The organism is Thermostichus sp. OS-CIW-29, assembly GCF_054058195.1.
Window position 1 is genome coordinate 53088 of record NZ_JBSSAB010000004.1, and the last position, 12569, is coordinate 65656.

Here is a 12569-nt window from a genome sequence, read left to right on the forward strand (position 1 = left end):
GAAGTGCCCATGGGCTCTTCGGTGAGCCTCAGGGATCCACCTCGCTGTGGCGGTCAACGGATTAGTAGTCGTAGTCACTCATGCCGCTGCCGCTGCTTGCCGGCGTGTTGGTTTTGGGCTCGGGCTTGTCCACCACGATCGCTTCAGTGGTCAGCACCATCCCCGCAATGGAAGCGGCGTTTTGCAGGGCAGAACGGGTAACCTTGGCCGGGTCTACAATGCCCGCCTCGAACATATCCACGAAGGCGTCGTTCTGAGCATCGTAGCCGGTGTTGAAGGGCTTATCTTTCACCCGCTCCAGCACAATGGAGCCGTTTTGGCCGGCGTTCTCAGCAATGCGGCGCAGCGGAGCGCCCAGAGCGCGGGCGACCAGGTTGGCCCCCACCAGTTCATCGCCGGACAGGTTGGCTTGCGCCCACTCGGTTACCACCGGGATCAGGTGTGCCAAGGTGGTACCGCCGCCGGGAACGATCCCTTCTTCTACCGCCGCTTTGGTGGCGTTGATGGCATCTTCCAGGCGCAACTTGCGGTCTTTCATCTCGGTTTCAGTGGCCGCGCCCACTTTGATCACTGCCACACCGCCGGAGAGCTTGGCCAGGCGCTCTTGCAGTTTTTCTTTGTCGTAGGTGGAGTCGGTTTCCTCAATTTGACGGCGAATTTGCTCGCAACGAGCTTTCACGGCCGCTTCGTTGCCTTCCGCCACGATGGTGGTATTGTCTTTGGTTACCGTGACGCGACGGGCAGTGCCGAAGGAATCGAGGCGAGCGTTCTCCAGCTTCAGGCCGCGCTCTTCGCTGATTACCTCACCACCGGTCAGGATGGCAATGTCTTCCAACATAGCCTTGCGGCGATCCCCGAAGCCAGGGGCTTTTACCGCCACCACGCTCAGCACACCCCGCAGCTTGTTCACCACCAGGGTAGCCAGCGCTTCTTTCTCAATGTCTTCTGCGATGATCAGCAGAGGACGACCGGCGCGGGCCACCTGCTCCAGAACCGGTACCAGGTCTTGCACCAGGGTGATCTTCTTATCGGTGATGAGGATGTAGGGGTTTTCCAGAACCGCTTCCATCCGCTCGGTATCGGTGACGAAGTAAGGGGAGATGTAGCCCTTGTCGAAGCGCATCCCTTCCGTCACTTCCAGCTCGGTGGTCATGGACTTGCCTTCTTCCAGGGAGATCACCCCTTCGCGGCCCACCTTGTCCATGGCCTCGGCAATCATAAGGCCCACTTCTTCATCGTTACCGGCGGAAATGGCCGCCACCTGGGCAATGGCTTTGGAATCTTCGACCGGGCGGGCATGCTCGGCGATCTTGTCTACCAAGAACTTCACCGCCTTGTCGATCCCCCGCTTTAGGGCAATCGGGTTGGCGCCGGCAGCCACGTTTTTCAGACCTTCTTTCACCATGGCGTGAGCCAAGACCGTGGCCGTGGTGGTCCCATCCCCAGCCGTGTCATTGGTCTTGGAAGCCGCCTGCCGGATCAAGGAAACGCCTGTGTTCTCAATGTGGTCTTCCAGCTCGATTTCTTTGGCAATGGTTACCCCGTCGTTGATGATTTGGGGGGCGCCAAACTTCTTCTCCAGCACGACGTTGCGCCCTTTGGGACCCAGGGTAACGGCTACGGCTTCTGCCAAAATATCCATGCCGTGCTCTAGAGCGCGGCGGGCTTCTTCACTGAAGATGATTGATTTGGCCATAGTCAACCTCTCCGATGCAAATGCAGGTAAGGGTGAAACAGAGTCTCAAGGATTCAATCGTTCGTTGAACTGCTGCTGAATCACTGACCATTACTGAACAATGGCGAGAATGTCCCGCTCGGCCAACAGCACATATTCATCGCTGCCCAGCTTGACTTCGGTTCCGGCATACTTGGAGTAGAGCACTTTGTCGCCGGCTTTCAGTTCCATCGGGATCAGCTTGCCCTCGTCGTTGCGCTTGCCAGGGCCAACAGCAACCACTTCCCCCACCTGGGGCTTTTCCTTGGCAGTGTCCGGCAAGAAGATCCCACCTGCGGTTTTCTCGTCCTGCTGAGCGATTTTGACCAGCACGCGGTCGCCCAGCGGCTTCAGGGTAGAGACGTTAAGAGCTACTGCAGCCATGACGAATGTCCTCCGTGATCCTAAAGCACGAAGCTGAAGTTTTCATTTCCATTAGTTCCACTTCCCCGAAGGGAAGCGACTTAGCACTCTCGACTTACGAGTGCTAGTTTATCAGCCAACTTTCTGGCCTGACAATAGCCTCTGTCGGTGGGATCCCGCTTTTGGCGGGTACGGTCGGGGTGCGGATCCCCCTACTTTGGGGTCTGCTGTGGGATCATGACCTGAGTTGGGCTTGGTTGAGAAGGTGTGGATCCCGTTGTTTCAGGTGGATGCGTTTACGGCAGTGCCTTTTGCAGGTAACCCCGCGGCGGTGTGTTTGCTGCCTCAGGAGCTGCCAGAGGCGCTGATGCAGGCCATTGCCGCAGAGAACAATTTGTCGGAGACGGCTTTTTTACTGCCTCAGGGATCCCAGGGCGAGGTTCCCCACTATGGTCTGCGCTGGTTTACTCCCACCACCGAGGTGGATCTCTGTGGCCACGCCACCTTGGCTGGTGCCCATGTGCTGTTCACCGAGGTGCATCCTGAGGCGGAGAGGGTAGCCTTTTCCACCCGCAGTGGCCTGTTGCAGGTGCGGCGGCAAGGGGATCGCCTGGCCATGGATTTTCCTGCTCGCAGTCCGGAACCTTGGCCAGAAGCCAAAGAGCAAGTAGCAGCAGCTTTAGGAATCCCACCTGTGGAGCTATACCGGGGGGACATGGGGGTAGCGGTGCTGGCTTCGGCGGAACAAGTGCAGCAGGTGCAACCGGATCTGGCCCAGGTTCAAGCACTCCCCGTTCCGGGGTTGATCGTCACAGCCTCTGGGGCGGCTCTGGGGAATGGGCCGGATTTCGTCTGCCGCGTTTTCGCTCCTCGGCTGGGGATCCCGGAGGATCCGGTGACGGGATCCGCCCAGTGTCTTTTGATGCCCTATTGGGCCAAACGCCTGGGTCGCTCTGAGTTACAGGCCCACCAGCTATCCAGCCGCGGCGGGGAGCTCTGGTGTCGCGATCTCGGCTCTCGCGTGGAGATTGCCGGGCAGGCTGTGCAGGTGATCAGAGGAGAGCTGAGGCTACCTTGGAACCCTACCGAACAAAAAACACCCCGGATATGCTTCCGAGGTGCAGGCTAGGAAAGAGCTTGAGCTAGCCGAGGATTTCGGCGGCTTGAATGAGCTCCACCTGCTTTTTCTTCAGCACCAACAGCACCTGGGTAATGGTAATGGCTGCCAGGAAGGCCACCAGCCATTTCACCCGATCCGGGCTTTGCAGCACCAGATCCCGCTCCACCTGGCCAAAGCCGCCCACATTGGGATTGTTGGTGACGGGATCCCCTTCTTTGACGCTGTCGCCAACGGCAACCACCAGCTCCGGCCCAGGTGGCACCACCAGGTTGTGGATCCCACTTTCGCTCTCGAAGCTGAGAACCCGCGTGCCTGGCAGCTCATATTCCGGGGGCACCAGGCTGGCCAATTCAGCCGGCAGATCGCTGATATCGGAGTCGAGGGTGGCAATGTTGACCAGACGCCCCGTGGCTGGGGCGCGGAAGACGTTGTTGTTGCTGAGGCTGCCGTCGGGGTTGAGCTGACCGCGACCCCGGTTGGCCCCAATGTAAACGCGATACTTCATGAAGGCCACCGAGGGATCCTCTTTCGGGTCAGGGGCCACCACCGGGAAGACGATTTCTTGATGCTGCTCGCCCGGCAAAGGCCCGACCAAGAGGATATTGGGCTTCGCGTCGCTGTAGGGGGTGATGTAGGTCTCGGCAGTTTCTTGCCGTTGTTCCTCGGTCATCTCGGCTTCGGTGGCTAAACGGAAGCCCTCCGGCAAGACCACCACCGCGCCCACATTCAACCCACCCTTGCTGCCGTCTGCCAGCACCTGCTGCTTGCTCAGGTCATAAGGGATCCCAACTTTGATGGTGAACACCTGGCCGGGGGTGACGGCCTGGGGCACCTCGGCGCGAGTGGGCATGGCGTTCAGGTGGCAGTTGGCACAGACAATTTTTCCAGTCGCCTCGCGGGGGTTGTCGTAGGCCATCTGGGCATAGTAGGGGTAGGCTGCCGCCGGACGTGCCCCCATCCCCAGCAGCAGCAGCAGCGCGCAGAAGACCAAGCCAATTCGCTTCATAACTCTCAGCTCAGAATGAATTTCCATCACAGGTTTAGGACACAGTCTTGGAACAGCCATCTCGACAATTTGCCCCAAATCGTTCGGCAAAAGCCGGCACAGCCAGCGGGATCCCTTGCCCTTTAGGTTTCCCGGAAATCGGGGCCTTGCCAAGGGCTGAAGCGGACGTTGTCGCCATCCACAGTGGCGCTCACCAGCTCCAGCGAGCGGGGAGCCGGTCCCCGGATCACCTTGCCATTGGCCGCATACTGGGATCCGTGGCAAGGGCACTTAAACAAGTTTTCCCCCACATTCCAGGGCACCACGCAACCGAGGTGGGTACAAACCGCGTTGAGGCCATAGTTGGCCACCGCCCCGTTGTCGATCACGATGTAGGTGGGATCCCCCTTCAAACCTTGGGCCAGCACCCGATCCGTAGCGGCATGGGTGGCCAACAGTTCACTGACGCTGATGGGCTTGCCGAGGGCGTCCTGAGCGATGAGGCCTTCCCCCCCTCCACCGGCAGAGGGCGGAATAAAGTACTTCACCACCGGGTAGAGGGCGCCCACCACCACGACTCCCACAGAGCCGCTGAGCAGGGCATTGAGAAGAACCCGCCGGCTCATGGGGGGCGCTTCAAAGTTGCTAACCGCTTCCGTCATAATGGCAAATGCAGACCTGAGAAGTTTTAACGTTCGTTGACAAGCGACATCATCCTAACCGACCCCTCTGGCCAATATCGTTAAGAAATGCAACGCTGTAAGAGGCCGTGGCCTTCCTTCCCAAGGTGAGCGGCCCACCCAGCGCGATTGGAGCCAGATCCAAGCCAGCCTCAGACAAGTCTGATGAAGGGATCCGACTTTCAAGCTTTGTTGCGCGAGAAGTGGGGCTATTCCTACGACGTGCAGCTGCGGCGTATCCAGCAGAAGGTGGTGCTGCTGGTGATGTGGCGCTATCTGGAGCAGCCCTCCTTCCCCTTGAGCGAGGCCGAGTATTTGGCCCACTTGGAGAACGTGCTGGCCCATTTGCAGGCTTGGGGGGTGTGGGAAGCGGTGCGTCGGGAAATCGAAGCCACCCGTCAGAGACCCCGTATGGGCAAGGCGGTGGCCATTCCTCTGGATTTGCAGAAGGTGGGGGAGCGGGTCTCGGAGTGGTTGCTGTAAGTTCTCCGGGGGAGAAAAAAGTCCAAGCAAACCCAAGCGCCGGATTCTCCGGCTGGGCAAGAAACTCGAATGGGTCTCAGCTCAAACGGCAGACCGGGAGTTTGCCCAACGGCCATGACCTCTCTAGAGGGGACGCGGCTTGCGCACTTGTTCGGTTTCGGGGCGATCCTGCTGAGCTTCGGATTCCAAAAGTTGGCGGAATGCCGGCTCGTCCAGACGGTAGTCCCGCTGCTCGATCAAATCCCGATCGGTTGAGTAAATGGTGTCCGACTCTGGCACAACTTCTTGACGGCGGAAGCGGCGGGCAAAGTTGAGTTTGCGCAGCAGCGCCTCTGTGGGATGCTGCAGATGCTCTCGCCAAAGCTGCCGGACACGATTGCGACGCTCCACCCCCTGGTTGCGGATTTGCAAGGCTAGCCAGCGAACGGCGGGCACCGCCAAAAACAGCGTGCCGTAGAGGAAGAGGAAGCCGATCAACGGGTAGATGAAGGCTAAAAAAGCATTGCTGCCGGCTGCCGCTGCCACCTCTTCCCGTGCCCCATAGAGAATGGCGGCCAGAAAGAAATTGAGAACTCCCAAACCCCCTGCCAGGGTCAGTTGACCAGGCGTGGCCCGGCTGAACACCCAAGGTTTCTCCTGCAACACTTCGGGGATCCTCTTGGGCTCACGCTCTGAGGCGGCCACCTGCAGTTCCGGAAAGCGGTAGACAATGTCCCCGTCCTCGCTGACCTCCGGCTGACCGTCGAACTTGAGCAAAATGGGCAGCATGTAATCTTCGTATTCCAAGGCCGGGGATCCCGGCTCCACATCCAGGTAGGGCAACACCTGTTCCGCTGCGATCACCCCCCCATTGGCACGAATCAGTTGGCCAATGAGGGCATAGCGCTCCTCCTCCAGGTTGGCATTGGGATCCCCGTCCCCAAAGAGGAAGCTGTACACCGCTTCCAGGAAGTTCAGCTCGGATTTTTGCGGCTGGCGGGGGCGCGTCCGACCGGAGTAGCTGCCATAGTAGGGATAGGGATCCCAGAAGGGGTTGCCGATCCAAAGGTTGGGGAAGTAGTAAAACCCTATCCCCCGCGACCGGCTGCGATTGTCCTGCTCGCGGCTGCTGGCCATTTGCAAGGCAATCAACGCCAGGACGATCAAGACAATCGACACCACCAGCAGGATGCCGAAGGAGATGCGCAGCCCATAGAGGAAGCCCCCCCACAGTTTGCGCCGCAGGGCCGCCAGCTGATCCTGCTGCTCCTTGCGCTTGAGAATGCTGCGAAAATCCGGTGGAAAAACGTAGGTAATCTCCCCCTGCCGGGAAACCTGGAGATGCCCCTCCGCCTTTTGGGCCAAATTCAGCAGCTCTTGTTTGGCCTCGTGTAGAGCCAAGCCCGTGCTGGATGCAATATCTCCCAGCGTGACCCGCAGGCCCAACTGCTCCACTGCCTCCATCACCAATGTTTGTGTAGCCACTCTTAACCTCCGCTTTCTGCCCCAATTGCCGAGGAGCCTGTCGGGATCCCTGGACGCAGATCCGCTCCCCTGAGCTAGACCTAGCGTCTCCTCTATTCCCAGTATCTGATACATTCACGCTGAACTCTCCTGAACATGGTTCAGGAAAGAAGCGATCGCATCCTGCCTATCTCTGTTCGCGTCAGCGGGACGGAGTCCAAACAGGAAGGCGGTATCCCGCAAAGCCCTGAGGAATACCCCCCGAGCGCTTTCCCCCTTCACTTCCCGGCAACCGTTGCGGTGGACTCAAGGATCAGGGGGAAACTTGGTCTACTATATCCCTCTCAATGACTTTTGCCAAACCGCCTAAAGCTCAGTAAATTCAGCAAAGTTCAGGGTTTCGGGGGTTAGACGCATGCTCCCCACTAACCCAGCAGCGGCGAGGGTTATACCCCCCTCTAGGGCAGCCAAGCCATCACGGCCAGCAGGGTCGAGAGGATCCCGATCAACACCCAGATGAGGGGCTTAGTGTCCAACGGGGGATCCGCTGCCCGGCGGCTGAGGGGATCCCCAGATCTTGGGGAAGGGCCTTTGCGTTGGGAGCGCCCATAGGCCAAGCGGTACTCTGGGGGATCAGCTTCCTCCAGCCGGCTGAGATCGGGAATTTCGCTCAACCACTCCGCTGGACGCCGCAGACGAGGGGCTTGCCAGATACCCAAGACATAGCGAGCCTGCTGGGCAACTTCTGGATCTGGGTTGCGCAGCAAGGTTTGGGCCAACAGGATGGCCTCCTGCGTTTCGCCAAGGGCTTCTTGGGCCAGGGCCTGCCAGAGCCGTAGCTTACCCGACTGCGGATAGCGGCTTTGGGCCTGCTTAACCTCCTCTAGCGCCTGCCGGTATTGTCCTCGCTCGAACCTCAACTGGATCAGAGCCAAGTGCTGAGACAATCTCAAGTCTTCGGGAAGCGTCATGCTCAGGATCCGCAGGTTAGCTAGACCGCCGGGAAGCCCCGTCCTCTATGCATCAGCATGAGTGCGGGAGTAGGTCACGTCAGCTTCTGTTCTACCCCAAACCCCACCAGCAACAGCTCCTGCAAAGGCTGACCCTGAGGGGGACGTTGGTAGGTAAGGATCTGCCGCAGGCGCAGGCGCGGATTCAGTAGAGTGATGGTATCTACAGCAACCACACGAGTGTAGGTGGTGGTCATCACCAGTTGCAGGGATCCGGGATCAAACCGGAAAGCCGCCACCATCGGGCGATCTTCCTCGTAGGCCCGATCCCGCAGGTAGTCTCCCTGCAGCCCCAGGGGGGTTTCCTGCCGAGGGACAAACAGCATGTTCAGCTCTTGCCCGGCCTCCTCCCCCTTTTCGGAAACCGTCTCGAAAGCCAAGTGAAAGCCCAAAAAACCATCCACGTTGTGGTTGGGGTAGTTGTTGTCGGTGAGCACCTTGTGCTTGAGCTCAGGGGTGAGAGTGCGAATGGTGAACTCGGTGCGGGAGCGCTCCACCTCGCCACGGTCTAGGTAATGGTAGGTGCGCTCTGTGCGCCAAGCTCCAATGCAGCAGTTGAAAAAGTGGTGAAATTGCTGGATAGCGTTCATGCGGGCGGGAGCGGACAGAGTCAGAAACCGGCGCTGGAGCCGAGAAGTGGCCCAGAAAACCCTGCCTCTGATCCTAAAACGAATTGAAAACAAACAGGAATCCAAATCCTAATGCCAACGATTGAGATCTGGGTCTGGAGCGGGATCTCCTCCCTCACCCGCTTTTGGCCACCGGGATCCCTTGGGTCTGCCCCAACAACTCCAAGGCTCGCTGCAGCTGGATGTCCTCCGGCCCGGCCAAGGTTTCCGCCGTCAGAGGAGCGGATCCCTCCGCCACCACCACATCGGGCTGGATCCCCTGGCGATGGATGTCGTGGCCGCTGGGGGTAAGGTACTTGGCCGTGGTCACCGCCAGCCCCGAGCCATCCGCCAGCTCCAGCAGGGATTGAATCAGACCCTTGCCAAAGGTGCGCGTTCCCACCAGTTGGGCTCGCCCACTATCCTGAAGTGCCCCGGCCAACACTTCACTGGCACTGGCGCTGCCCTGATTTACCAAGACCACCAGCGGCGCCTCTGTGAGCACCTCGCCGGTGGCGGGAATGCTGTCTTGAATGCCGTGGCGATCCGTCACCAGCACAATGTCACCCTTGGGGATCCAGAAGCGGGCGATCTCAATGGCCGCCTGCAAGAGTCCCCCCGGATTGTTGCGCAAATCGAGAATGTAGCCCCGCACCCCTTGAGCTTCTGCGGCCTGAATGGCTTGGCGGACTTGAGCGGCAGCATTGCCGTTGAACTGGCTGAGGCGAATGTAGGCCACCGATCCCTGAGGCAGCTCAAAAAAACGGGTGCGCACGGGGTTGATGGTGATCGATTGGCGTACCAGCTCCACCTCCCAAATGCGATCCTGCCGCCTCAGCTTCAAAGTAACCGGCGTGCCGCTGCGCCCCCGCATCCGCTCGGCCACTTCGTCCAGGCTCAGCCCCGCCACCGGCACCCGATCCACCGCCAAAATCTCATCCTGAGGTTGGATCCCGGCCTGCTCGGCAGGAGTGCCCTCCATGGGGGCAATCACCCGCACCGCCCCCTGCTCATCGATAGCAATCTGCAAGCCGACACCGCTCAGCTCGCCGGCTGTGGAGGTCTGCAGGCTGAGGTAGTGCTCTTTATCCAGAAAGCGAGTAAAGGGATCCCCCAGAGTGGCCAACATCTCCTCAATGGCCTGATAGGTCTGCTTGCGCTCCTTTAAGGGCCGGGAGAGAAACCGCTGCCGCACCTGCCACCAGTTTTGCCCGTTAAACCCCGGATCCACATAGGCCCGATCCACATAGGCCCAAGCCTGCGCCAGCAGTTGCTGCTCTTCTCCCCAACGGCTGGCCTGCACCGGACAGGCGCCAATGCCCAAACTCGCCCAGAGCAAACACCCAAGCAAGACAATGCGGATCCCCCACCCTCTCCAGCGGATCCCTGTGTATCTCGGCTTCTGCACAACCATCGATCCCAAAAAACATTAAGAAACATGAACAAAACGCAATATCGAAAACTTGCCTGGCCTCCTGGGATCGAGATCTTCGTCCCCAAGCTGAGCCCGACGCCAGGATGGTGTTAAAAGATTGTGTTACATTGCTGAGTGGAGTGGGCTTGCCCCGCCCTCGAGATCCAATTTCAAGAATTGCAGGCATTATGAGCAAAGTTTACGACTGGTTGGACGAGCGGCTGGAGATTACGCCTTTCGTCGACGACGCAACAGGGAAATTCATTCCGCCTCACGTTAACATCTTCTACTGCCTCGGCGGGGTGACGCTGGTGTGCTTCTTAATTCAGTTTGCCACCGGCTTCGCCATGACGTTTTACTATCGTCCGACGGTGGCTGAGGCCTTTGAATCGGTGAACTACATCATGACCCAGGTGAACTTCGGCTGGCTGTTGCGCTCCATCCACCGTTGGAGCGCCTCCATGATGGTGCTGATGATGATCCTACACACCTTCCGGGTCTATCTGACAGGGGGATTCAAAAAGCCCCGTGAGCTGACCTGGGTAACCGGCGTGATCTTGGCGGTGCTGACCGTCTCCTTTGGCGTTACCGGCTACTCCCTGCCCTGGGATCAGGTGGGCTACTGGGCAGTCAAGATCGTCTCCGGTGTGCCCAGTGCCATTCCGGTGGTGGGCGACTTGTTGGTGCAACTGATCCGGGGTGGCGAAGCGGTTGGTCAAGCTACCCTGACTCGCTTCTACAGCTTGCACACTTTCGTGCTACCCTGGCTGACCGCAGTCTTTATGACCATGCACTTTTTGATGATCCGCCGCCAAGGCATTTCTGGGCCTTTGTGAGCAAGGTTTGACTCCCAGACGCCTTTGACTTTCCTGGTAACTGGGATCTTTACCTGCCCCTTTTTCAGAACTTTTGTCCCTAGATAAGGAGAACTCCCATGGCTGTCTCAAAACAGGTGATAGCGACCGAGGCCATTACCCGCAAGGTTGATCTAGACAACCCCAAAGTTGTAGCCAAGCTGAAGAAAAACATGGGCCACATGACCTATGGTGAGCCCGCTTGGCCCAACGACTTGCTCTTTATGTTTCCGGTGGTGATCTTGGGCACTATTGGGGTGATTGTCGGCCTGTCGGTTATGGATCCTGCAGGCGTGGGTGAGCCGGCGGATCCCTTTGCTACGCCTCTGGAAATTCTGCCGGAATGGTATCTCTACCCCGCCTTCCACATCCTGCGGATTGCTCCCAACAAGCTGTTGGGAATTGCTCTGATGTCTGCCATTCCTGTGGGTCTCTTGTTTGTGCCCTTCATCGAAAACGTCAACAAGTTCCAAAACCCCTTGCGCCGCCCAGTGGCGACAACGGTGTTCCTGATCGGCACCTTGGTCACCCTCTACCTGGGCATAGGTGCCACCTTGCCCTTGGATAAGTGGGTCACCTTGGGCTTGTTCTAGAGGAACATCTGGGACTGCAGCTTGGTGGGTTGCTCGCTCGAGAGTGCAGCAGGTCGGTGGCCGGGCTGCACTTTCTCTTTTGGAGAGCTTTTTGGAGAAGTTGTCTGCAAACCTGTGTGCCAAGGGATGGGCCAGCCCGCCGAAGTGGTAGTATCTCTACGCCCGCGTTTTCAGCTTGACTGCCCATGAGCGCTCCTTCTCCCACTGCTCGAACCTATCGGATCACAGCCCTTGCCGGAGATGGCATCGGCCCCGAAATCATGCGGGTGGGACGAGCCGTTTTGGATGCAGTTGCCCGGCAGATGGGATTTGCTCTCCAGTGGCAAGAGGGCCTAATCGGCGGGGCTGCCTACGACCAGACCGGGGATCCCTTGCCGGCAGAAACCCTGAAAATGGCTCAAGAGAGCGATGCCGTTTATCTGGCTGCTGTCGGCGACTTCAAGTATGACGCTCTGCCTCCTGAGAAACGCCCGGAGCGGGCCTTGTTGGGCTTGAGGGCGGGGCTGGGGCTGTTTGCCAACTTGCGCCCGGTAAAAGTCTTCCCTCAACTGGTGGGGGCTTCCTCCCTGAAGCCAGAGGTGATCTCGGGGATCGACCTGGTGGTAGTGCGGGAGCTGACGGGGGGCATTTACTTCGGCCAACCTAAGGGAATCTTCACGGATGCCCAAGGATCCCGGCGCGGCGTGAACACCATGGTCTATAGCGAAGCTGAGGTGGATCGGATTGCCCGAGTTGCCTTTGAGCTGGCCCGCAAACGCCGGCGCAAGCTCTGCTCGGTGGACAAAGCCAACGTTCTCGAGGTGTCGCAACTGTGGCGGGAGCGGGTCAATGTCATTGCGGCTGAGTACCCGGAGGTGGAACTTTCCCACCTGTACATCGACAATGCCGCCATGCAGTTGGTGCGCTGGCCCAAGCAGTTCGACGTCATCCTCACGGGCAATCTCTTCGGCGATATCCTCTCCGATGAAGCGGCCATGCTGACCGGCTCTATTGGTATGCTGCCCTCTGCCTCTCTGGGATCCTCTGGCCCCGGCCTATACGAGCCGGTACATGGGTCGGCCCCCGACATTGCCGGACAAGACAAAGCCAACCCCATTGCCCAGGTGCTCTCCGGCGCCCTGATGCTCCGCTACTCCCTGGATCAGCCGCAAGCTGCCGACCGCATCGAACAGGCGGTAGAAGCCGTTTTGGCGCAAGGGTACCGCACCCCAGACCTCTACTCTGAGGGAATGACTTTAGTGGGTTGCCAGGAAATGGGAGAAAAGTTGGTGGCAGCCCTGTCCCAGCAGCAGGCGCAATAGC

13 protein-coding genes are annotated in these 12569 nt (G+C 59.1%); 5 read left to right on the top strand and 8 right to left on the bottom strand.

The window, feature by feature from the left end; all coding sequences use genetic code 11:
* Window positions 1-61: 61 nt before the first annotated feature.
* Window positions 62-1696, bottom strand: a complete 1635-nt coding sequence (gene groL / locus ACVWZJ_RS02600) for a chaperonin GroEL (protein ID WP_457394418.1) — start codon at window positions 1694-1696, stop codon at window positions 62-64.
* A gap of 90 nt (window positions 1697-1786) precedes the next feature.
* The gene (gene groES, locus ACVWZJ_RS02605; protein ID WP_011433225.1) at window positions 1787-2098 is read right to left on the bottom strand and encodes a co-chaperone GroES; all 312 of its coding nucleotides are present in this window, start codon (window positions 2096-2098) and stop codon (window positions 1787-1789) included.
* 244 nt (window positions 2099-2342) lie between these two features.
* Between groES and ACVWZJ_RS02610 the strand changes: the two genes are divergently transcribed.
* The gene (locus ACVWZJ_RS02610) at window positions 2343-3206 is read left to right on the top strand and encodes a PhzF family phenazine biosynthesis protein (RefSeq protein WP_457394477.1); all 864 of its coding nucleotides are present in this window, start codon (window positions 2343-2345) and stop codon (window positions 3204-3206) included.
* A 13-nt stretch (window positions 3207-3219) separates the two neighbouring features.
* Here the strand turns inward: ACVWZJ_RS02610 and ACVWZJ_RS02615 are convergent, their stop codons facing one another.
* Both ACVWZJ_RS02615 and ACVWZJ_RS02620 read right to left on the bottom strand, forming a co-directional pair.
* Window positions 3220-4203, bottom strand: a complete 984-nt coding sequence (locus ACVWZJ_RS02615) for an apocytochrome f (protein ID WP_011433227.1) — start codon at window positions 4201-4203, stop codon at window positions 3220-3222.
* A 122-nt stretch (window positions 4204-4325) separates the two neighbouring features.
* A complete protein-coding gene (locus tag ACVWZJ_RS02620; RefSeq protein WP_011433228.1) occupies window positions 4326-4844 on the bottom strand; it encodes a cytochrome b6-f complex iron-sulfur subunit in 519 nt (172 codons plus the stop codon).
* 183 nt (window positions 4845-5027) lie between these two features.
* On the opposite strand from ACVWZJ_RS02620, the gene ACVWZJ_RS02625 reads away from it, so the two are divergent.
* A complete protein-coding gene (locus ACVWZJ_RS02625) occupies window positions 5028-5345 on the top strand; it encodes a DUF3067 family protein (protein WP_011433229.1) in 318 nt (105 codons plus the stop codon).
* Between the two features lie 123 nt (window positions 5346-5468).
* Here the strand turns inward: ACVWZJ_RS02625 and ACVWZJ_RS02630 are convergent, their stop codons facing one another.
* The 4 genes from ACVWZJ_RS02630 to ACVWZJ_RS02645 all read right to left on the bottom strand — a co-directional run bounded on the left by ACVWZJ_RS02630 (window position 5469) and on the right by ACVWZJ_RS02645 (window position 9820).
* Complete coding sequence (locus ACVWZJ_RS02630) at window positions 5469-6809, bottom strand: hypothetical protein (protein ID WP_457394421.1); 1341 nt, start codon at window positions 6807-6809, stop codon at window positions 5469-5471.
* A 437-nt stretch (window positions 6810-7246) separates the two neighbouring features.
* Window positions 7247-7759: a hypothetical protein gene (locus ACVWZJ_RS02635; protein ID WP_457385195.1), complete on the bottom strand. Its 513-nt coding sequence runs from the start codon at window positions 7757-7759 to the stop codon at window positions 7247-7249.
* A 74-nt stretch (window positions 7760-7833) separates the two neighbouring features.
* The gene (locus ACVWZJ_RS02640; RefSeq protein WP_414522112.1) at window positions 7834-8388 is read right to left on the bottom strand and encodes a phycobiliprotein lyase; all 555 of its coding nucleotides are present in this window, start codon (window positions 8386-8388) and stop codon (window positions 7834-7836) included.
* A 154-nt stretch (window positions 8389-8542) separates the two neighbouring features.
* On the bottom strand, window positions 8543-9820 hold the full coding sequence (locus tag ACVWZJ_RS02645; RefSeq protein WP_457394425.1) for a S41 family peptidase: 1278 nt from the start codon (window positions 9818-9820) through the stop codon (window positions 8543-8545).
* Window positions 9821-10008: 188 nt separating this feature from the next.
* Here ACVWZJ_RS02645 and petB point away from each other — a divergent pair, with 188 nt between their 5' ends.
* The 3 genes from petB to leuB all read left to right on the top strand — a co-directional run bounded on the left by petB (window position 10009) and on the right by leuB (window position 12568).
* Window positions 10009-10656, top strand: a complete 648-nt coding sequence (petB, locus tag ACVWZJ_RS02650; RefSeq protein WP_041436518.1) for a cytochrome b6 — start codon at window positions 10009-10011, stop codon at window positions 10654-10656.
* Between the two features lie 98 nt (window positions 10657-10754).
* Window positions 10755-11267 carry a cytochrome b6-f complex subunit IV gene (petD, locus tag ACVWZJ_RS02655; protein ID WP_011433236.1) on the top strand — a complete coding sequence of 171 codons (513 nt, stop codon included), beginning with the start codon at window positions 10755-10757 and terminating at the stop codon, window positions 11265-11267.
* Between the two features lie 185 nt (window positions 11268-11452).
* Entirely contained in the window at window positions 11453-12568 is a 1116-nt protein-coding gene (gene leuB, locus ACVWZJ_RS02660) for a 3-isopropylmalate dehydrogenase (RefSeq protein WP_457394427.1), read from the top strand.
* The last annotated feature ends 1 nt before the right edge of the window (window position 12569 follow it).